18 protein-coding genes are annotated in these 21,045 nt (G+C 72.8%); 11 read left to right on the top strand and 7 right to left on the bottom strand.

Features of this window, described 5'->3' with window-relative positions; all coding sequences use genetic code 11:
* Window positions 1–76: 76 nt before the first annotated feature.
* From ACFTZC_RS35275 to ACFTZC_RS35255, 5 genes are all read right to left on the bottom strand, one after another.
* The gene (locus tag ACFTZC_RS35275) at window positions 77–526 is read right to left on the bottom strand and encodes a spore-associated protein (protein ID WP_382896984.1); all 450 of its coding nucleotides are present in this window, start codon (window positions 524–526) and stop codon (window positions 77–79) included.
* Between the two features lie 225 nt (window positions 527–751).
* Window positions 752–1,162, bottom strand: coding sequence for a VOC family protein (locus ACFTZC_RS35270; RefSeq protein ID WP_382896981.1), 411 nt, complete (start codon window positions 1,160–1,162; stop codon window positions 752–754).
* 10 nt (window positions 1,163–1,172) lie between these two features.
* Window positions 1,173–1,613, bottom strand: a complete 441-nt coding sequence (locus ACFTZC_RS35265) for a helix-turn-helix transcriptional regulator (RefSeq protein WP_382896978.1) — start codon at window positions 1,611–1,613, stop codon at window positions 1,173–1,175.
* Window positions 1,614–1,692: 79 nt separating this feature from the next.
* Complete coding sequence (locus ACFTZC_RS35260; protein ID WP_382896976.1) at window positions 1,693–3,144, bottom strand: hypothetical protein; 1,452 nt, start codon at window positions 3,142–3,144, stop codon at window positions 1,693–1,695.
* Window positions 3,145–3,209: 65 nt separating this feature from the next.
* Entirely contained in the window at window positions 3,210–7,655 is a 4,446-nt protein-coding gene (locus ACFTZC_RS35255; protein WP_382896973.1) for an AAA family ATPase, read from the bottom strand.
* Between the two features lie 88 nt (window positions 7,656–7,743).
* Between ACFTZC_RS35255 and ACFTZC_RS35250 the strand changes: the two genes are divergently transcribed.
* Window positions 7,744–8,742 (top strand): translation initiation factor 2, encoded by a 999-nt coding sequence (locus tag ACFTZC_RS35250; protein ID WP_382896970.1) that lies wholly within the window; start codon window positions 7,744–7,746, stop codon window positions 8,740–8,742.
* A gap of 53 nt (window positions 8,743–8,795) precedes the next feature.
* Here the strand turns inward: ACFTZC_RS35250 and ACFTZC_RS35245 are convergent, their stop codons facing one another.
* Entirely contained in the window at window positions 8,796–9,302 is a 507-nt protein-coding gene (locus ACFTZC_RS35245) for a cupin domain-containing protein (protein ID WP_382896968.1), read from the bottom strand.
* 139 nt (window positions 9,303–9,441) lie between these two features.
* Between ACFTZC_RS35245 and ACFTZC_RS35240 the strand changes: the two genes are divergently transcribed.
* The 10 genes from ACFTZC_RS35240 to ssuE all read left to right on the top strand — a co-directional run bounded on the left by ACFTZC_RS35240 (window position 9,442) and on the right by ssuE (window position 19,524).
* Window positions 9,442–9,876, top strand: a complete 435-nt coding sequence (locus ACFTZC_RS35240) for an RrF2 family transcriptional regulator (protein ID WP_382896966.1) — start codon at window positions 9,442–9,444, stop codon at window positions 9,874–9,876.
* Window positions 9,873–10,790, top strand: a complete 918-nt coding sequence (locus tag ACFTZC_RS35235; RefSeq protein ID WP_382896964.1) for a DsbA family protein — start codon at window positions 9,873–9,875, stop codon at window positions 10,788–10,790. Before ACFTZC_RS35240 ends, ACFTZC_RS35235 begins: the two co-directional genes overlap by 4 nt.
* Before the next feature lie 545 nt (window positions 10,791–11,335).
* Window positions 11,336–12,883 (top strand): ABC transporter substrate-binding protein, encoded by a 1,548-nt coding sequence (locus ACFTZC_RS35230; protein ID WP_382896962.1) that lies wholly within the window; start codon window positions 11,336–11,338, stop codon window positions 12,881–12,883.
* 52 nt (window positions 12,884–12,935) lie between these two features.
* Window positions 12,936–13,976, top strand: coding sequence for an ABC transporter permease (locus tag ACFTZC_RS35225; protein WP_382896960.1), 1,041 nt, complete (start codon window positions 12,936–12,938; stop codon window positions 13,974–13,976).
* Between the two features lie 2 nt (window positions 13,977–13,978).
* Window positions 13,979–14,866, top strand: a complete 888-nt coding sequence (locus ACFTZC_RS35220) for an ABC transporter permease (RefSeq protein WP_382896958.1) — start codon at window positions 13,979–13,981, stop codon at window positions 14,864–14,866.
* The gene (locus ACFTZC_RS35215; RefSeq protein ID WP_382896955.1) at window positions 14,866–15,819 is read left to right on the top strand and encodes an ABC transporter ATP-binding protein; all 954 of its coding nucleotides are present in this window, start codon (window positions 14,866–14,868) and stop codon (window positions 15,817–15,819) included. The genes ACFTZC_RS35220 and ACFTZC_RS35215 overlap by 1 nt, the downstream gene beginning before the upstream one ends.
* Window positions 15,816–16,679 carry an ABC transporter ATP-binding protein gene (locus ACFTZC_RS35210; RefSeq protein WP_382896952.1) on the top strand — a complete coding sequence of 288 codons (864 nt, stop codon included), beginning with the start codon at window positions 15,816–15,818 and terminating at the stop codon, window positions 16,677–16,679. The genes ACFTZC_RS35215 and ACFTZC_RS35210 overlap by 4 nt, the downstream gene beginning before the upstream one ends.
* Window positions 16,680–16,756: 77 nt before the next feature.
* Window positions 16,757–18,094 (top strand): NtaA/DmoA family FMN-dependent monooxygenase, encoded by a 1,338-nt coding sequence (locus ACFTZC_RS35205; protein WP_382896949.1) that lies wholly within the window; start codon window positions 16,757–16,759, stop codon window positions 18,092–18,094.
* A gap of 1 nt (window position 18,095) precedes the next feature.
* A complete protein-coding gene (locus ACFTZC_RS35200) occupies window positions 18,096–18,863 on the top strand; it encodes an alpha/beta hydrolase (RefSeq protein ID WP_382896946.1) in 768 nt (255 codons plus the stop codon).
* A gap of 103 nt (window positions 18,864–18,966) precedes the next feature.
* The gene (ssuE, locus tag ACFTZC_RS35195; RefSeq protein WP_382896943.1) at window positions 18,967–19,524 is read left to right on the top strand and encodes an NADPH-dependent FMN reductase; all 558 of its coding nucleotides are present in this window, start codon (window positions 18,967–18,969) and stop codon (window positions 19,522–19,524) included.
* 25 nt (window positions 19,525–19,549) lie between these two features.
* Here the strand turns inward: ssuE and ACFTZC_RS35190 are convergent, their stop codons facing one another.
* Complete coding sequence (locus ACFTZC_RS35190) at window positions 19,550–21,004, bottom strand: glyceraldehyde-3-phosphate dehydrogenase (RefSeq protein WP_382896941.1); 1,455 nt, start codon at window positions 21,002–21,004, stop codon at window positions 19,550–19,552.
* Between the last annotated feature and the right edge of the window lie 41 nt (window positions 21,005–21,045).

Genomic DNA, 21,045 nt, shown 5'->3' with positions numbered 1-21,045 from the left:
CGGTTCGTCAGGGTGCCCACTGCGAGATCCCGCGCCATCCGCGGCGCGGGATCTCGCAGCCGGGTGAGGGACCGGATCAGCGGACCTCGGTGACCCGGTGCTCCTTCAGGGAGGCGCAGTTGGAGTTCTCCACCGAGACGTACACGTTGTTGATGCTGCCGCCCCAGCTCACGCAGTGGCCCTTGCCGTAGGCGTACACCGGCCCCGCGTACGACGTGTAGTTGCCGTCGTCCCCGGCCCACTCGTCGGTGTCCGGGACGTAGAGGTACGCGGACACGTACGTGGCCTTGCCCGGGTTGGCGCGGATGGTCGCGACGCAGTTCTTGCCGTTCGACGAGTTGTACGTGAGGTAGACGGTGCCCAGTGAGCCGATGGGCGCCGAGTTGACGGTCTTGTACGCGCTGCCGCAGACCCCCTGTGGTGTGACGTTGGGTGCGGCGGAGGCGGTCGTGGCGACCGCGGTCGTGGTGCCCAGAGCCAGTGCCGTTAACGCTCCGGCGACCGCGATGTTGCGCTTGATTCTCATATCTCCCCTTTGTGTCCCTGAGAGCGGGTTGCTCCTACTTGATGTGACCCGCGAGGGACACGGATGGTTGCACCGGATTCAGGGGGAGATGCTGGCTTCGGCCGCCCGGAAGCCGGGCGGGGTGCCGCTCCGCGCGCGGGGTGGGGCGGCACGGCACAGAGGGCTTCCCCGCGCGGTCCGGGGAAGCCCTCTCCGGCGTCGACGCCGTACAGCGTTTCCGCCGCCCTACCCCTTCGGCGCCTGCGAGATCCGCACCATGTTGCCCGAGGGGTCGCGGAACGCGCAGTCGCGGGGGCCCCAGGGCTGGTCCATGGGCTCCTGGAGCACCTCGGCACCGGAGGCGCGCACGTTCTCGAACGTCGCGTCGAGATCGTCGGCGCGGAAGACGGTCATGGGCAGGACACCCTTGGTGAGCAGTTCCTGCAAGGCGTCGCCGTCGGCCTGGGACCGGCCGGCGTGAGGTTCCGAGATCACGATCTCAAGGCCGGGCTGGACCGGGCTGCCGAGCGTGACCCAGCGGAATCCGCCGGAGGCGACGTCGTTGCGCACCTCAAGGCCGAGTGCGTCGCGGTAGAAGCCGAGCGCCTCGTCGGGATCGTTGACGGTGATGTGGCAGTACTGGAGTGCGATGGTCATGGCACCCACGCTAGGCGGCGGCCTCGCCGCCCGCTTCTCGAATCCTGCTCGGTGTGTTCCTGGCCGGCCGTGTGCACGCCTTCGCCACACACGGGGGCATCGCCGTCACCGCGTGATGCTCCCGGCCGCGGTAGGCGCTCGGGGTCTCCCCCACCAGTTCGGTGAAGCGCGAACTGAACGAGCCGAGCGAGGTACAGCCGACCGCCATGCATGCCCCGGTCACCGTGGCACCCGCCCGCAGCAGCGCCATCGCCCGCTCGACCCGGCGGGTCATGAGGTAGCTGTAAGGGGTCTCGCCGTAGGCCGCCCGGAACCGCCGCGAGAAGTGCGCCGGCGACATCAGCGCGTGGCGGGCCATCGTCGGTACGTCGAGCGGACGGGCGTATTCCCGGTCGATCAGATCCCGCGCCCGCCGCAGATGCGCCAGGTTGGCGAGATCGTGCGAGTCCATGCGGCGAGGCTACCACCGGGCCCGGACAGCGCCGCTGACCTGCGAGAACGTGCGGTGAACGCGCCGCGCCGCCGCCGCGCTACGCCTCCGCCACGACGGTCACGAGGTCCCGGCACACCACCCGCGGCCGGTCCGCCGCCACCTCCAGGATCCAGGTGCCCGCGGGGGCGGTCAGGCCTACGGTGAGGTCGCCCGTGCCGTCCGGGGTCAGGGTGACGGGGTCCCCGGCCGGCTGCCCGTCGCGCGTCAGGCGGGCCCGTACCGTACGCCCGGCGTCGCCCATACCGGGGACCGTGATCTCGAACGGCTCGCCCGCCACCGCGAAGTCCGGGGCCACCAGGCCGAACTCGTCGTCACCCGCGAGTGTGTCGCGCGCCTGCCTGCCGCGGCGGATGGCCACGAGCTGGTGGCCCACGGACTCCGCCCCCGCCATGGTGGCGTGGCGCTCGCCGCTCCACACCGCGTCGGAGAGCTCGTCCAGTGCCCACTTCGCGAACGCCGACTCCTCCGGCACGGTGCCGTCGCCGGTCCACTCCCGGGAGTTGTCCAGCCAGGTCGGGAACTCCAGCGTGCCGTCCGCCCCGACGACCACACCGTGCACCGTCGGATGGGCCCGGCCGCCGAGACAGTGCACCTTGTACGGGGACGGGGCGCCCGTCGCCCGGTTGCGTTCCCACGCGTCGGTGAACTCCTGGTGGAAGGCGAACGCGTCACGTACCAGCTCCGTCGGCAGATCGGGCACCGGGGTCGCGGTCAGCGGGCGCCATCCCGCCGCGCCGTCCGTCAGCGCCGCGTTGTACACGGGCAGCAGCTGGGCCACGGACGGGAAGGAGCGGGCGATGCCGGCGAGGGCGGGGTTCACGCGTGCGGCCCAGCGCAGCGCCTTGCGCTGCGGCAGCCCCTGGTCCTCCCCCGGGCCGATGCCGTTCCCGGTGAGGAAGCGGATCGCCTTCGCGGCTCCCCGGTGCGGGGTGCCGATGGTGACCAGCGAGCGGGCGATGTCCCGGCCGCCCAGGCACTCCAGATAGTGGCGGGCGATCAGGCCGCCCATGGAGTGGCACATGAGGACGACCTTGGGCGCGTCCTCATGTGCCCGCGGATAGTGGTCGGGGGCGCGCTCCCGCCACCACGCGAGGGCCCGCTCCACCCCGGCCTTGAGGCGGCGCGCGGTGAGCCGGTTGGACAGCCGCCAGTCGTAGGTGAAGGCCAGGTACTGCTCCGGGCGCAGACCGCCCCCCGGATGGTGGTCGGGGGCCCGGCCGAGCATCGCCCGGACATCGGGGTAGCCGAACTGCGCGAGGAGGCCGGGCATCGCGTCGGGCGCCTTCAGCAGTTCGTCGGCGGCCACCGCCCACGGCGCCTCCGGCTCGTTGTCCCCGATGCCGGGCGGAAATGCGAAACCGGCCACCGCCCTGGCGGGTCGTACGAGTTGCAGCGCGGCCTGTTTCGACTGGTGCCACACGTCCTTTCCGTCGCGGGTGAGGCGGCTGCCGAGAATGCCCGGCACGAAGACCACCAGATCGTGTTCCATCGCGGTTGTTCTCCTCCTGTCGGATGGGCGGTGCTGAGCGTGGCCGTCCCCGCGGCCGTCGGATGTCACCGGGCCCGGGGCGGGCGCGGCGCTCCCCTCACCAGCCGTTCGGGGAGCCGGATCTGGTCGCAGCGGCCGCGGCCCTGGAGGGCCAGGGTGATCCCGAGCCCGGTGTCGTGGACGGCGTCCGCCGCCGCCACCTCCAGGCCCCGGTACGGCACGGCCAGTTCGTCGCGCCAGGTCCCGTCCGCCACGTCCCGTACGGCCACGGTCCCTTCGCCGCCGAAGGCCAGCAGCAGCGGCCGCCGTGGCGGTCCCGCGAACGCCAGGGCCGTCGGTGTGCCGTGCGGACTCGGGGAGCTGTCCGTCGTCCAGTGCCCGTCCGCGCACCGGGCGAGGTGCACGTAATCTCCCCGGGCCCACGCGACCAGCGGGACGTACGCCCCGTCGAGGTGCCCGGTCCCGAGGACGGCGCCCGCGGGCCGTTCCACACCGGCCGCGCGCCGCCCGGCGGCGGCGAACCCGTCCGGGGTGCTCCGCCACAGGCTCAGGGAGTCACCGCAGTCAGCCAGCACCCAGGTGTGCTCCCCCGCCGTGCGGGCGCCCACTCCGCGTACCTTCACGTCGGCGGCCTCCACACCTCCGGTGCGGCCCCAGGTGCCTTCGGCCCGCGCGAACCGCTCCACCCGCCGGCCGACGGGCACGAAGAGCTCCGGGCCGCCGTCCGCGGCCACCAGGCCCAGCCCCGGCACCTGTTCGCCCCGGTTGCCGCCGAGGGTGAGGTGTCCGTCCCGCTCGTGGCCGGTCAGGTCCGCCGCGAGACGCCACAGGTGTACGCGCCGGCCGGACGCCGCCGCCAGCGTCCAGTGGTCCTCGCACCACAGGGCTGACACGGCCGTGACACGGTCGTCGTGGTCGAGTGCGAGGGCCGCGCCGGTGGCTCCGTCGCGGGCGTCCTGCCGGGTGACCCGTACGGTGCTCCCCCACACCCGGCTCAGCAGCGCCGGGGCGCCGCGCCCGGCCGCCGTGAGTCCGACGACGGGCCTCTGGTCGTGGTCGCGGCGCCGGGCCGCGCGGGCGTGGCCGGCCGCGGCGGGCACATCGAGCAGCCGTACCTCGTCCCCGTCGCCGACGGCGAGCCGCCCGGTGCGCAGCGGGTCGAAGGCGAGTCCGTTCCGCTGGCTCGACAGCTCGAAGGAGCGCTCGGAGGACGGGTCGGTGATCTCCAGCACCCGTACGGTGCTTCCCTCGTGCAGGGCGAGCAGGGGCCGTTCCCCGTGGTGGCCGAGGGCGATCTCCCGGGCCGCCGTCCGGACCGTGAGCCGGGAGGCGACGGTGGGCTCCGTGGTGTATCCCGGCGCGGAGAGCCTCCAGACCTCGGCGGTGTCCCCGTCGGCGACGGCGAGCCAGCCGTGCTCGTCGCCGTCGGGCAGCGCAGCGGCGTCGAACGCGGTCTGCCCGGCGGCGCGCAGGTCCCGGCCCCACCGCACCAGGGGCTGTTCGCCCGCGGGTTTGCCGTGCAGTTCGTGGAGGGTGACGGTCCTGGCCGCGGTGAGCAGGAAGCCGCGGTCCCGCAGACCGAGCAGCGCGACACGGGAGGCCCTGATGGGCAGGACGTCGCTACGGGCCTCCGCCGCCGGACCGCCGCCGGACGGCCAGCGCCACCCCCAGACGCAGTGGCCGTCGGCCACGACGGCCTGCACCGCGTCCCCGCACCGGGCCAGGGCGAGACTGTCGATCCGGCCGCCCCAGTGGTAGGTCCGCCGGGGTAACCGCTCGTCGCCGGACCACAGGTGGAGGGAGCGGCCGTCGTGGGCGAGCAGGAATCTCGCGGCCCGGGTGGCCGACTCCCGGACCTCGGTCAGGACGGCCCGGCGCCCGTGCCCCTCCTCGCCGGTTCTGACCGTACGGACGTAGCCGCCGGTGTCCGCGTGTCTGACGGCGATCTCCCCGCGGCCCGCGACGGCGACGGTGCCGCCGTCGGCCGCGGTCCAGCTCAGGGCCCGGGCGCCGCCGAGCGGCGCGGGCAGTGACAGTTCCAGCGGCTCGGGCGGCAGGTCGGTCCACACCTCGTCCCAGGGCTGGCCGGCGAACTCCGGGAGGTCGGCCAGCCCGCGGAAGATCTCCGGGTGGCTGACGAACGCCTCGGCCCGCAGCATCGCCCTGCGCTGCGCCGGTTCCGTACGGCGTTTGAACCGGGCGCCCACCCGCCGGTACAGCGCGGCGCCGTCGCAGGTCGCGGCGAGGGGCGCGGCGAGCGGCAGCATCACATCGGGTTCGGTGCGCACCAGGAAGCCCGGGTCGGCGAAGAGTTCCTCCAGCGGGTCGGTGTCCTCCTCGGGACCGCCGGTGTCCGTACGGGCCTGTGCCGCGTGCGCGCCGAGGTGGGCGAGGGTGTAGGCGTCGGCCCGGTCCCAGTCGCCGTACGCCGCGCCGTACAGTTCGTCGAAGACGCGGCGGTGCGCGGCGGCCGGGCTCAGCCGGGCGCGCGCCAGCAGGGCGGTCCCGTAGCCGGCGTGGTCGAGCCGGTGGGCGACCGGTCTCCCGGGGCGGTGTTCGGCCGTCACGAGGACGTCCTCGGTCTGCCGCAGCACCGTCTCCAGCGCGCGCGGCAGGATCTCCTTCGAGCGGGGCCGGCGCAGTGCGTTGGCCATCCGCAGCCAGAGGCCGCGGTCCGCCAGACCGACACCCTGGACGAGCGCGAGCGGCAGCAGCAGTTCGGCGGCGCGGCCGCGGCCGTTCGGGTCGAGGACGTCCAGCTCGTCCTCCATGCGCGCCTGGAGTTCGCCGCCGCCCGTGTCGATGAACGCGTCCAGTCCACGGCCGGACAGCGGCTCGGTCCGGCGGGCGAGGGCGCGGGCGACCAGCCGGGCCACCAGGAACCGTCCGCCGCACCGCGCGGCCACCCGGGCGGCGGTGTCCCACCGCACCGCGTCGGCGTCCGGTCCGGCGTACGGCGAACCCTCTGCCGCGAGAAGCGTCTCCACCAGCGTGGCGATGTCGCTCTCGGTGTCCTTGTCGCGGTCGAGCGCGAGGTCGGGGGCGGAGCGGTCCAGGGCGTCGACGAGGGACTCCTTCGACGCCCCGTCCACCACCTGTCTCGGCTGCGGGCGCGTACCCACCACCAACTTCACCCCCGGGCAGTGCGAGAGGGGGTTGAGGAGTCTGCGCGCGATCTCGTGCGCCTGTCCGGGCATGGCCTCGTCCAGGCTGTCCACGACCAGGTTCAGGCCGCCCACCCGCCGGACCAGTTCGCGCACCTGGCGCACACACTGCTCCGGTGTGCTCCCGTCCGGCCCGGGTGGCACCGCGCCCAGCGGGACCAATACCTCCAGCAGCGAGCGGGCCAGTGAGTGCGGGGACTCGCCCTGGCAGGCGAGCGCGGCGTGGACCGAGCCGGCCCTGGGCCGGGTCTGCGGGGGCGGCGGTGGCCGCAGTCCTTCGCGGATCCTGGGTACGGAGAGCAGGGCCAGCCGGGCCAGCAGCGCGGTCTTGCCGGTGCCCGCCGGTCCGGTGACGACGAGCATGCCGCGGGTCCCCGACTCCAGCCAGGTGACGAGCCGGCTCAGCGGTCGCACCCGTCCGGTGAACCGGTGTGCCGGGGAGCCTCCGGCGACCGGCCCGAAGTGGTCGGCCCGCAGCCACGGTTCGTGGTCCGGCGGCTGTACGGCCGTCCGGAACACCACGTCCTTCTCCTCGAAGTGCGGGTTGTGGAGGAACCGGATGTCCAGGGAGCGGACCTCGACGGCCCTCGGCCGCAGCTCCGGGTCGTCGAGACCGGAGGCCGCGGCGCGCCGGTCGATGGCCTCCAGCAGATGGGGCACGGGGAGGTAGAGCGCGGTGGGGTCGAAGGGCCTTACCATTCCCTCCAGTTGGAGGTTCCGGTCGGCGAGGACCTCGTCGAGCCAGTCCACCCAGCGGCCTTCCTCCATGGTGCGCTCCCGGCCGGCGGTGGCGGCGATGACGAGGCCGCGTCCGGCGCCCATGGGGCCGGGGGCGCCGGAGTCCCGCCGCCGGTGCTGGTGCTGCTGTTCGTGGTGTGCCTCGACGAAGAGGCGGCTCCCGGCGAGCGGGCTCTGCGACTGGCAGGCGTCGATGACGAGCAGGAGGTCGGTGTCCTGTTCGGCCGCGCATTTCTGGAGCAGTTCGGTGAAGGGTACGGCGCGGTAGACGTCGGGTTCCGGTCCGTCCGGGTAACTGTCGCCGCAGCCGAGGACGTAGCCGTGCCGCCCGGCGTCGTGTCCGTGGCCTGTCCAGTAGAGGATCTTCCGGGTGGCCGCGTGGTCGAGGAAGCGCCGGATCCCCTCCATGACGTCCTGCCGGGTGCCGGTTCCCTCCAGCCTCATGTCATGGGCGAAGCCGAGCCGTTTGCACGCGGCCGTGAACCTGCCCCGGGCGTCCTCGACATGCCTGCGGTCGAGCGCGCCGCCCCGGACTCCGTACGTCCCCAGGGCGACGGTGCCCACCAGCCCGGAATCCCGGAGCTCTTCACGCTTGAGATAAACAGACATCGCCGTGTCCCTCCCGTCCCTATGATGGACCGACAGGCGTGACGTACGTCACCATATTTGCCGATCAGTGTGTCAGAAGGACGGGTTGATGACTCTGAGGGACCGCTTCACCGTGGTCGGCCGCCCGACCGACTGCCATGTCTTCGAAGGGGACGGAACGCGGCCGATCTCCGAGGAGAACATGCGGGTGAGGTATGTGCCGGAGCGGGTCCGCTTCCCGGAGGACGTCGGCCGCTGGCGGCGGGAGATCGAGGAGGAGCAGGCCCGCAAGGAGGCCGCCGGGGAGCCGCATCTGTGGAACAACCCGCGCTTCGCCGTGGAACGTCTCGCCATCGCGCGCACCGACATCGCCGAGGACCCGGTCGCGACACTGACGCTGCGCGACGCCGACTACTACGACTTCCTGACGACGTCCGTCAACCTGGAGCGGGCGCGGGAGGACGGGCAGACCCTGCGCGAGCAGTACATCGACGGCCGGGATCCGCTCGGCGCGCCGGCGTTCATGTTCTGCAGCTTCGGTGTGAACGTCGCGGTGGAGACGGGCCGGGACCACAAGATGCTGTTCTCCCACCGCAGTTCCCGGGTGGCGGGGCCCAACAGCTCCAAGTGGAACTCGTCCGCGAACGAGGGTCTCGCCCGCGATCACGATCTCTCGGCCGACGGCCGGGTCAATCTGCACGCCGTGGCCCGCCGGGCGCTGCGCGAGGAACTCGCCGTCCAGGGGTCGGACGCGGTCGACCTCGAACTCCTCGGCTTCGGCCTCGATGTGCGCAACAACCAGTGGGCGGCGTTCTTCCGGGCGGTCCTCACCGACCTCACGGAGGAGGATCTCCGCGCGCGGTGGAGCCGGGGCGTCGAGGACAAGTGGGAGCACGACGGCCACGCGTTCGTCCCGGCGGACCCGGCGAGCGTCCTGCGGTTCCTGCTGGACGAGCCGGCCGAGCGGTGGACCCCGTGCGCCCCGGCGCTCTTCTACCTCGCGCTGGTCCGCGCGGCGGTCCGCGCGCGCGACGGCAGCCCGGAGGGCCGGTTCGAGGTCGAGGCGATCGAGCGCCGGGTGGTACGGGAGCGGGAGGACGGCGCGTAGGGCCTCTCCCCCGTCGGGCCCGGCCGCGACCGCCGCGCCCCCCGGCGGGACCGTCAGGCCTCGTCGGCCGGAAGCGCGTACAGCCGTGGGAGGTTGACGACGATCGCCTCCTGGGTGCTGCGGGCGATGACCACCACGGCCTCCTCGGCGGGGTCGGGGTTCTCCTCCCGGTGGGGCACGAACGGGGGGACGAAGATGTAGTCACCCGGGGACGTGCGGAGCCGCACCTCCTCCGGCCGCGGACCCGAGTCGTCGAGGAAGACGAACTCGGGGTGTCCGCCGACGACGTAGATGGCGGTCTCGGACTCCCCGTGGTGATGGTCGGAGGAGGAGGTCGAGGGGGCGACATGGGTCTGGCCCATCCACAGCTTCTCGGAGCCCACCGTCCTTCCGCTGACGGCGGCGAACCTCCGCATGCCCGTGGTCTGCGCCGTGTCGCCGTCCAGGGCGTCGGCGCGGATGTGGTGCAGACGGGTGCCCAGGGGCGCCGCCGACCGCTCGGCGGAACCGTGGAGATGGGGGTGGAAACCTTCGCCGGGGGTGGTCAGCGGCTCGCTCATGGTGGGCGACGCTAGAGCCGCCGGGAAAAGGATGTCAAGAGGTGTCCATTACCTTTCACCTGCGGCAATGTTCCCGCAATGGAGAGAGGGAAGCGCGAGAGGCCCCCGTCCCGGGCATCTCGTCGGGCATGATGGGGATATGCATATCTCCGCGAAGGCGGACTACGCCGCGCGGGCCCTGCTGGAGCTCGCCCGCGAACCTGCCCGCCCGCTCACCTGCGAGGCCATCGCCTCCGCGCAGCAGATCCCGTTCCGGTTCCTGAAGTCCGTGGTGGGTGAACTGCGGAAAGCCGGTCTGGTGCGCAGTCAGCGCGGCTGCGAGGGCGGGTACTGGCTCGGCCGGCCCGCCGACGGGATCACACTCCTGGACGTGGTGCGCGCCGTGGACGGCGAGTTGCTCTCCCTGCGGGGCGAGCCGCTGGCCGGGCTCGACTACCCCGGCGCGGCCTCCGGGCTGCCCGGCGTCTGGCGCCAGGTCGAGACGGACGCCGCCGCACTGCTCGGCGGGACGACGGTCGCCGCGCTGCTGCCCGCCGCGGTGGGCGGGCACACCGGCCGGAAGGGAGCCGCGTGACGGCGCCGCCGGACCGGCCGGCGGTGGAGGTGGTGGAGTACACCGATCCGCTGTGCCCCTGGTCCTGGGGGGCCGAGCCGGTGTTCCGCCGGCTCCGGGCCGCGCTGGCCGGCCGGGCCCGCTGGCGCCGCGTGTACTGCGTCCTCTTCGACCACGACGACGATCCGGCGCCCGATCCGGCGGCGGAGACCGCCTGGTACGCGCGGTACATCGAGGACATCAGCGCTCACACGCACGCCCCGAGGGCGGCGCGTCTGAGCCGGGTGGCGGCGAGTTCGTGGCCGTCCTCACGGGTGGCGAAGGCCGCCGAACGGCAGGGCGCCGAGGCCGGCGCGCGCGTGCTGCGCCGGCTGCGGGAGACCGTGTTCGTCCTCGGGGAGCCGGCGGACACCCTCGCACTGGCGCTGGCGGCGGTACGGGGCGTGCCGGGCCTGGACGGGGAGCGGCTGGCCGCTGACGCGGCGTCGGACGCGGTGCTGGAGGAGGTGCGCGCCGACCGCGCGGAGGCGCGCCGGCCGGTGCGCGAGGTGCTGTCCGTACGCGGCGGGTCGCCGCACCCCGGGACCGCGAAGGAGACCCTCGACGGCGGGTTCCGTTACGCGCTGCCGACGCTGCTGGTCCGTACGGCGGCCGGGCACCGCGCCGTTCCCGGCTGGCGGACGTACGAGGAGTACGCCTCGGCCGTCGAGGAGTTGTGCCCGGGGCTGCCGCGGGCTCCCGTGACGCTGCCCGCGGCGGAGGCGCTGGCGCGGTACCGGAGCCTGACGGACCCCGAGCGCGGGCTGCTGACGCACGGCCCGTGGCCCGTGGCGGGGGCGGTCCGGGTGGCGACCGGAAACGGTCCGCTGTGGCTGCACGCCGACGAGGCCGCGGCGCACCCGGCCACCGGCGGCGGCGCGCCCGTCAGGCCGTGACACGTCTCTGATCTGCGGTCGGGCCCGTCCCGCCGAATGAGACACCAATTGGTGTCCATTGACACCGGCTGACGGATGGCCCCAGGATGTGCAGCATGCTCACGACGCACCCCGGCGTGGTGTGCCGCTACGTGGACCTGCGGCGCACCTGTAGCGCTCTCTGTCGCTGACCGCCCGCCACCCACGGCTCACGGGCGCCTGACCGCTCCCGCCGGCACCGGTCCGCCTGCCGCACCGGCCACCGGACCACGGGCCGCTCGCGCCGCCCTTCCTCTTGTGTCGCGCCTCCGCTCCCCCGTACTCCCGTACTCCTGGTCCGCCGCGCACTTCCGTACTCCCGTACTCGCCCGCGCTCCCGGCCTCACCGTGCACCCGCCGACGTCTCATGCCCCGGGCGCGGCGCGCCCTCGTACGCGCCACGGCGTGCCCCGCCGGGCGCCGGACGGCGTCCGGTGCGGGGCCGGACCGCTGCCGCTCGCGCTCCCGCTCCCGCTCCCGTTCCTCTTCCTCGCACGCGGGCCGGAGCCTTCGAAGAAAGAATTGAGATGTCCGGACGACTCACACCCCGCCGCCCCGCCCGGGGCCTTCGCGCCGCGGCCCTGGGAACCGCCCTTGTCACGGTACTGATCCCTGCCCTCAGCGCCTGCGGCGGTGATGCCGCGTCGGCGAACGGCGGGGCCACGCTGAAGTGGACCTCCTCCTACTTCCCCTCGCACTGGGACCCGGTGGTCGGCGGCAGCGGCGCGCAGTTCCGCGAACTCGCCCTGGTGTACGCGTCGTTGACCCGTACCGACGAGACCGGCAAGGCCGTCCCCGATCTCGCGAAGAGCTGGGAGTACAACGACAAGGGCGACCGGATCACCTTCCACCTGCGCCCCGGGCTGACGTTCAGCGACGGTGAGCCCGTCGACGGCGCCGCGGTGAAGGCCGCGATCGAACGGGCGAAGAAGCAGCGGAACTCGGCGCTCTTCGGCGATCTGACGTCGATCCGTTCGGTGGAGGCCGACGGGCTCGACGCGGTGGTCCACCTCAGCCAGGTCGACCACCAGATCCCGCAGCTCCTCGGGCAGCGTGTGCTGCAGATCGCCAGCCCCAAGGCCGCGGCCTCCCCGGAGAAGCTGGACCGCGCCCCGGTCGGCGCCGGCCCGTTCACCATCGCGCAGCTCGTCCCCGGCACCAAGGCGGTGCTGAAGAAGAACCCGGACTACTGGGACGCGAAGAACATCCACATCGACAACGTCGAGCTGACCTCCGCCCCCGACGCGTCCACGGTGGTCTCCGGCCTGCGGACCGGCGTCTACAACTTCGCCGACATCGACCCGAGCCAGGCGCTGGCCGCCAAGAAGGCGGGCCTCGACGTCTTCGTCCAGCCGGGGTTCAACGCCTCGAACCTCAGCCTGAACGTCAACAAGGCACCGTTCGACAACGACAAGGTCGTCGACGCGGTCCGCCATGCGATCAACCGTCAGGAATTCGTCGACAAACTGACCTTCGGCTACGGCGAAGTGACCGACCAGCCGTTCCCGAAGGGGTACGTGGCCTACGACCCGCGGTCGGAGAACGCGTACGCCTATGACCCGGCTGCGTCGCGGAAACTCCTCGCCGAAGCGGGCTACCGGCCCGGCGAACTCAAGCTGAACCTCGTCATCCCGTCGGAGGATCCCCAGGCGGAGATCGTGCAGTCGCAGCTGGCGAAGGCCGGCATCACCGTCGACATCAAGATCGACAAGAACTGGGCCACCCCGTTCTTCGCCAAGGACCTGACGTTCTCGCTCTATTCGACCACCGGTCGCGACTCCGCCGCCCAGACCCTCACCGCGCACTTCGGCCCGGACGGCCCGCTCAACCTCAGCTCGCCCTACGAGCCTCCGGGCTTCGAGGCGGCCGTCGCCAAGGTCCGCCGCACCCCGCTCGATTCGCCGGAGTACGCGGAGGTCCTGCGGGCGGCCACCCGGGCCGGGCTGGAGAGCCGGGCGCTGGTCTTCACGTACTCCCAGCCGAACCTCATCGCCAAGAACAGGTCGGTCTCGGACCTGCCGAAGAACCCCGCCCACATCGACTGGACCGGTGTGACCATCTCCGGCGGCAGCTGACCCGCCGTCCGCCACGGAGCCACCACAGTCCACCACAGAGAGGAGGTACATCATGACGACAGCAGAGGCCGAGGCCACGCCCGTCCCCCGGCGCGGGCTCGCGGCGGCGGCGTACGGCCCCAGGGCCCGGCAGGTGCTGGGCCGTGTCCTGGTCACGCTCGCCCGGTCGGTCGCGATCTTCGTGCCGGTCTTCCTGGTCGCGACGTTCGTGACGTTCGCGCTGCGGTCGCTGAGCGGGCTCAGCCCGGCGCGGATCCAGCTGGGCGAGGAGGCGACACCCGAGGCGATCGCCAGGGTCGAGGCCCAGTGGGGTCTCGACCGGCCCTTCCTGACGCAGTACGGGGACTGGTTCACCGGTGTCCTGCACGGACAGCTCGGTACCAGCTGGACCAACGGGGCCGACATCTCCACCCTCATCGGCCTCGGCCTGGGGGTGAGTCTGTCGGTGGCGGCCTTCGCGCTGCTCATCGGTGTGGTCGTGGGTTTCGCCCTCGGCACGGTCGCGGCGCTGCGGCGCACCACCTGGGTCGACCGCGCCGTCACCGGCTTCGTCACGGTGATCTCGGTGATGCCGGCCTTCGTCGTCGGCATCGTGCTGGTCGCCGTCTTCGCCGTGGGGCTGGGCCTGTTCCCCTCCGCCGGTTATGTCCCGGCGGAACAGGGCGTGGGCCCCTGGCTCGCCCACATCACGCTGCCCGCCGTCGCGCTGAGCTTCGACGTCATCGCCGATGTGGCCCGCCAGTTGCGCACGAGTCTGATCGCCGCGTACCGCGAGAACTACGTCACGGGCGCGGTGGTACGAGGACTCGGTACGCGCCGGATCTTCTTCGGCCATGTGCTGCGCAACGGCCTGGGCCCGACGCTCGCGACCCTCGGCCTGAAGTTCCCCTCCCTGGTCGGCGCCTCCGTCGTCACAGAGTGGATCTTCGGTTTGCAGGGTTTCGGCCGGTTCGCCAACGACTCCGCCCAGGCCGGTGACGTACCCGCCGTGCAGGGGGTCCTCGTGGTGTCGATCGTCCTGGTCGTCGCCTTCAACCTGATCGTCGATCTGGTGCTGGCCCGGGTGACTCCGGCAGCCCGGCGGGGGGTGTGACCATGGTGCGCCGCGTGCTCTCCCTGACGGCCGGCCGGATCGCCGTGGCCGTCCTCGCCGTGATCGCCCTGCTCGCCCTGTTCGGTCCGCTGCTCGCTCCGCAGGATCCGCTGGCCGCCGGTGACAACACCCTGGCCGGTGTCTCGGGCGCCCACTGGCTGGGGACGGACCATCTCGGCCGTGATGTGCTGAGCCGGCTTCTCGACGGTTCCCGTGTCAGTGTGCTCGGCTCGCTCGAAGTCGCGCTCACCGCGCTGGTCGTCGGAGCGGTCCCCGGGATCCTCTCGGTCCACCTGGGGCGGGTCTTCGAGTGGATCACCCTCCGGCTGGCCGACACGCTCGTCGCGCTGCCGTTCCTGCTGTTCGCCGTCGCTGTCATCGCGCTGCTCGGCAACGGCATCACCCAGGCGATGCTCGTCACCGGCGCGCTGGTGTCGCCCCTGTTCTACCGGGTCGCCCGCGCCGCGACGCTGGCCGTGGCCCGCTCACAGTACGTGGAGGCGGCGCTGGTCGCCGGTGCCTCCACGGGCTGGATCGTGCGCCGCCATGTGTGGGCCAAGGTGCTCCCGCCGATCGCGGTCGCGCTCGCGCAGACCATCGGGGTGGGCTTCGTGATCGTGTCGAGCCTGACCTTCCTCGGGATCGGCGTCCAGCCGCCCGCGCCCACGTGGGGCGGGCTGCTCGCCTCGGACCTCGGATACCTGAGCCACCGGCCCTGGGCGCCGTTGGCCCCCGCCCTGCTGATCATGGTCACCGTCTGGGCCTGCAACCTCCTCGCGGACGCGATCCGCGATGTGTCCGGCGAGGCGGGCCGCGCGCTCGTCAACAGCCGCAAGGCCCGTGCCAACCGCCTCGACCAGGCCGACCCCGCCCCCGCCGGAGGTGCGTGATGACGACACTGTCCGACCAGCTCGACACCGAAGCCGAGGCCGAGGCCACAGCCGAAGAAGCCGAGGCACCGGCTCAGGCTCTGGCCACGGCGGGCCCCGGGCCCGGGGCCGCGGGCGCCGGCGGTCCGGCCGGCCCCACGGCCCCGGTGCTGTCGGTGCGCGACGTCCGGATCAGCGACCGGGCGGGCGACCGGGAGATCGTCCACGGGGTGAGCTTCGCGCTCACGCCCGGCAAGGCGGTCGGCATCGTCGGCGAGTCGGGCAGCGGGAAGACCCTCACCTGCCGCGCCACGCTGGGCATCCTCCCCGCCCACTTCGAGGTGACCGGCGGCTCGATCGAGATCGACGGCAGTGACATCGCGGAGCTGACGCCCGCCCGGTGGACGGCGCTGCGGGGCGCCACGATCAGCGCGGTCTTCCAGGACCCGGCGTCCTACCTCAACCCCTCGATCCGGGTGGGCGCGCAGATCGCCGAGGTCATCCGGGTCAAGAAGGGCGTGCGGCGGCGCGAGGCCCGCCGCAGGGCGACCGAGCTGCTGCGCGCGGTGCACCTGCGCGACGCGGAGCTGGTCCGGGACCAGTACCCCTACGAGCTGTCCGGCGGCATGCTCCAGCGGGTCCTCATCGCGGCGGCGATCGCCGCCGGGCCGCGGATCCTCATCGCCGACGAGGCCACGACCGCACTCGACGTCACCGTCCAGGCCGAGATCCTCGATCTCCTGGCCGACCTGCGCGAGCGGACCGGGCTGGCGCTCGTCGTGGTCTCCCACGACCTGGCCGTCGTCGCCCAGTTGTGCGACGAGGTCCTGGTCATGCGGGAGGGCGAGGTGGTCGAACAGGGTCCGACGCGTGAGGTGCTCCACCGTCCGCGCCACGCGTACACGCGGCTGCTGATCGCCGAGCACGAGCAGTACGGGCTGGAGAAGTTCCTCACCCCCGAGGAGGGCGCGTGACCACCGGACTGTCGCGGGAGGAGCCCGCCGGCCGCGGGCCGATCACGGCCCCGGTCCTGGAGGTCAGGGGCCTCGACGTGCACTACGGGCGGGGGCGCCGGCGCCGCCGCGCCCTGCACCGGGTCTCGCTGGAGGTCGCGCCGGGCGAGACCGTCGGCATCATCGGCGAGACGGGTTCGGGCAAGTCCACGCTCGCCCGGACCGTCCTCGGCCTGGTGCCCGCCTCGGCGGGGTCGGTCGTCGTCGCCGGGGAGGAGGTCGGCGCGTACGGCCCGCGTCAGTGGCGCGCCCTGCGCCGCCGCGGCGTGATCCAGTACGTCTTCCAGGATCCCCTGCGCAGCCTCGACCCGGACCTCACCGTCGGGACCTCGCTGGCCGAACCGCTGCTCGTCCAGGGCGTGACGCGCGACGAGGCGGCCCGCCGGGTGCGGGTGTTCCTCGACCGGGTCCGGCTCTCCGAGGATCTGCTCGACCGGCTGCCCGGGGAACTCTCCGGCGGCCAGCGCCAACGGGTCGCGGTGGCCAGGGCGCTGGTCACCGAACCACGGGTGGTCATCCTCGACGAGCCGGTCAGCGCCCTGGACTCGGCCAACCGCGTACAGGTCCTGGAGATCCTCAAGGAACTGCGGGCGGCCGGGGTGGCCCTCGTCCTCATCTCCCACGACCTCGGGTCCGTGGCCGGTGTCGCCGACCGGATCGCGGTGCTGTACCAGGGGGAGCTGGTCGAGACCGGGGCCGCCCGCGATGTCATCGGCCGCCCGCGCCACCCCTACACCCGCCTCCTCGTCAGCTCGGCGCCGACCCTGCGTTCCGCACCGGCCGACCGGGCCGAACGCGAGGCCCTGCGCGCCGCCCTGTAGGCCCCCTGAGCCCGACACACGACACTGGATCTCAGCCCGAGAAGACACCTCAGCCCGAGAAGAGAAGGGAACCCGTCATGTCCCGCACCATCCATCTGGCGCTCCACCCCTACGGTGTCGGCGGCCCCGGCCAGCACGGCCTGTGGAAGGACCCCCGGGTCGCGAAGAACGCCAGCATCGACATCGGCTACTACATCCGCCAGGCCCAGGCCGCCGAACACGCGCTCTTCGACGCCCTGTTCGTCGTCGACAGCCAGTTCATCAACGCCACCTACCCGGCGCACTACCTCAACCGCCTCGAACCGCTGACCCTGTTGTCGGCGGTCGCCACCCACACCCGGCACATCGGGCTGGTGGGCACGGCGAGTTCCACGTACAACTCGCCCTTCAACCTGGCCCGCCGGTTCGCCTCGCTCGACCACATCAGCGGCGGTCGCGCCGGCTGGAACGTCGTCACCAGTTTCGACACCGGCACCTCCAGGAACTACGGGCTCGACGAGCACCTCGACTACGCCACCCGCTACGGCCGGGCCCTGGAGTCCGTGCAGGTCGCCCGTGGGCTGTGGGACTCGTACGAGGACGACGCCTTCCCCGCCGACGTGGCGGGCAATGTCTTTCTGGACCCGGCCAAACTGCATGAACTGAACCACGTGGGCGAGCACTTCACGGTCGCCGGGCCGCTGAACCTCTCCCGCTCCCCGCAGGGGCAGCCGGTGATCTTCCAGGCCGGGGTCTCCGAGGAGGGCCGGGATCTCGCCGCGCGGGTCGCCGAGGGCATCTACGCGCCGGGCGGCACCCTGGAGCAGGCGCGGGAGTACTACGCCGACATCAAGCGGCGCACCGCGTCGTACGGCCGCGACCCCGACCACATCAAGATCTTCATCCACGGCGGACCGGTCGTCGCGGCCACGGACGGGGAGGCCCGGCGGCGCGAACGGGAGATCTTCGAGGAGGACAACGACTTCGACCGGAATCTCGACCTGCTCGGCCGCTCCTTCGGCGCGTACGACTTCCGTGCGCACGACCTGGACGCACCCTTCCCCGACGTGGCGCACCTCGCCGAGAAGGGCGGCCGTACCGGCGCCGCCAGGATCATCGAGCGGGCCCGGGCGGAGGAGTTGACGTTGCGTCAAGTAGCCGAGTCCGTCGCCCAGTTCCGGCGTTCCCCGTTCGTGGGGGCGCCGGGGACCGTCGCCGACACCATCGAGCAGTGGTTCGCCGCGGCCGCCTTCGACGGCATCAATCTCGCCTTCCGCACCGACGACGACCTCGGTCTCTTCGTCGACGGCGTCGTGCCGGTCCTCCAGCGGCGCGGCCTGTTCCGCACCGAGTACGCGGCGGACACCCTGCGCGGCAACCTCGGCCTGCCCGTCCCGGCCAACCGGCACACCGAGCCCGAATCCGCGGGAGTGTGACATGACCCGGTACGACGACCACCACGGCCCCGAGGGGCTGCGCGTCCGCGGCACCGTCCTCGTCGTGCCCGGCCGCGGTGAGACCCCGGCCACCTACGCCCGCTTCGGCCGGCGGCTCGCCGCCGACGCCTACCGCGTCCGGGTGGTCGAGGCTCCGCTCCTCGACGCCGGTGACCCGGCCGCCTCCCTGGACCGGCTCGCCGGCCGGCTCTCCGAAGCCGTCGAGAACACCGGGCCGCGGGACGGCGCCGTCCGGCCCGTCGTCCTCGTCGGGGCCGACTCGGGGGCCGCCGCTCTCGCCGCGCTCCTCGGCCGGGCGGGTGCTCCGGCCGTCCGGCCGCCGGACGCCCTCGTCCTCGCGGGGCTGCCCGGCCGGACCGGCGGCGCCGCGGGCGCCTGGGACCGCGAGCTCGACGTCCGCACCGCCTGCCCCGCGCACCGCGGGGTGCTCACCCAGGATCCCCGGGTCCGGCGGGGCGCGCTCGACGAGGCGGTGCCGGAGTCCCTGCTGGCCGCCGCCGACGAGGGCGAGGTCACGGTCCCGGTGCTGCTCCTCACCGGCGACGCCGATCCCCTCGCCGATCACGAGGCGCTCGTACGGACCGCGACGTCATGGCCGCGCGCCCGGCTCTCGGTGGTCCACGGCGCCCACCACGACGTCCTCAACGATCTCCAGCACCGCTCGGTGGCGGCCGAGGTCGTCACCTTCCTGGAGACGCTGCGCAACGAGCTGCGGCCGCTGATCACGGTGCGGTCCAGCCCCTGGTGAGCCCCTGGTGAGCACCCGGCAGGGGACCACCACCCGGCCCCGCCCGCCCGCTCCGTACGTACGCGCGCACGAACCCCGAACCCCGACCCCGGAAGGTCCCGCCATGGCCGTCATCCTGTCCGTCTCCGGAAGCCCCTCCCCCACCTCCCGCACCACCCGGCTCCTGCGTCACCTGGACGACCGGCTCCGCCGCCAGGGCCACGACGTGACCCCGTTCGAGGTGCGCACCCTCCCCGCCGACGCGCTGCTCGGCGCCGACTTCGGCCATCCGGCGATCGTCGCCGCCACGGCCCTGTTCGCACAGGCCGACGGGGTGGTGATCGGCACTCCCGTGTACAAGGCCGCGTACTCGGGACTGCTGAAGTCGCTGCTCGACCTGCTCCCGCAGTACGCGCTGGCCGGCAAGACCGTGCTGCCGCTGGCCACCGGCGGCAGCACGGCCCATGTCCTGGCCATCGACTACGCCCTGCGCCCGGTGCTCAGCTCCATGGGCGCGGGGCACATCGTGCCCGGCTGGTTCACCCTCGACAAGGACATCACCGCCGGCGGCGAGGGCGGCGCCGTCGTCGCGCCCGCCGCCGCGGAGGCGCTGGCGCAGGTCACGGACCAGTTCTCGGCCGCGCTGGGCGGCCGTACGACCGTACTCGCGCCGACCGGGTGAGCACGGCCCGCCCGGGCGCCCCGGGTCAGACGGCCGGGGCCGGGTAGGTCGGGTACTCCACCCCGGAGACGTGCTGCACGACACGGATGACCTGGCAGGAGTAGCCGAACTCGTTGTCGTACCAGAGGTAGAGGATCGCGTTGTCGCCGTCGACCTTGGTGGCGCCGGCGTCGACGATCGAGGCGTGGCGCGAGCCGATGAAGTCGCTCGACACCGCGTCGGGGGCGCTGATGAAGTCGATCTGGCGCTTGAGCGGCGAGGTGAGCGAGACCTCCCGGAGGTGGTCGAGGACCTCCTCGCGGGTGGTCTCGCGCCCGAGCCGCAGGCTCAGGATCGCGATCGAGACGTCCGGCACCGGGACCCGGATCGAGCTGCCGGTGATCGGTGCGTCGAGGTCGGGCAGCGCCTTGGCGACGGCGGAGGCGGCGCCCGTCTCGGTGATGACCATGTTGAGCGCTGCCGAGCGGCCGCGGCGGTCGGACCCGTGGTAATTGTCCAGCAGGTTCTGGTCGTTGGTGTACGAGTGGACGGTCTCGACGTGGCCGCGCAGGACGCCGTACTCGTCCGCCATCGCCTTCAGCGGCGGGACGATCGCGTTGGTGGTGCAGGACGCGCAGGACAGGATCCGCTCGTCCGGCTTGACCGTGTCGTGGTTGACGCCGTGGACGACGTTGGGGACGTCGCCCTTGCCGGGCGCGGTCAGGACGACCTTGGCGATGCCGGGGCGCAGGTGCTTCGACAGGCCCTCGCGGTCGCGCCACCTGCCGGTGTTGTCGATGAGGATGGCGTCCTTGATGCCGTACGCCGTGTAGTCCACCGACGTGGGGTCGTCGGAGTAGATCATCTTGATCTCGTTGCCGTTGGCGATGATCCGGCTGTTCGCCTCGTCGACGCTGATCGTGCCCTGGAACTGGCCGTGGATGGAGTCCCGGCGCAGCAGCGAGGCGCGCTTGACGAGGTCGTCGGCGGCCCGGCCGGCGCCCTGGCGGACGACGATGGCGCGCAGCCGCAGGCCGTTGCCGGAGCCGGCCTTCTCGATGAGCAGGCGGGCGACAAGGCGGCCGATGCGGCCGAAGCCGTAGAGGACGACGTCCCGCGGGGCGCGGCGCTCGGTCTTGTTGGCGCCGGTGGCTCCGGCCACGGCCTCGGCGGTGAACTCGGCGACGGAGAGCCCGCGGTCGTCGCTCCGGTACGTCGCGGCGAGCATGCCGAGGTCGATCTGGGAAGGACCGAGATCGAGCGTGGTGAGCGCTTCCAGGAACGGCAGCGTGTCGGTGACCGAGAGTTCCTCGCCGGCGATCTGCCGGGCGAACCGGTGGGTCTTGAGAATACTGACGACCGATTTGTTCACCAGGGAGCGGCTGTGGAGCAGGACCGTGACGTCCCGCTCGCGGTGCAGCTTCCCGATGATCGGGATCATCGATTCCGCGATCCTCTCGCGGTTGTTCCAGTTGGTGAACGAATCCTCAATGACAGTCACAGACACATCTTTCGAGCTAGGCGGCGCTCATATGTTAACCC

The organism is Streptomyces sp. NPDC056987, from assembly GCF_042673865.1.
Lineage (GTDB): Bacteria > Actinomycetota > Actinomycetes > Streptomycetales > Streptomycetaceae > Streptomyces.
This window is presented reverse-complemented; position numbering and strand designations above follow the sequence as displayed.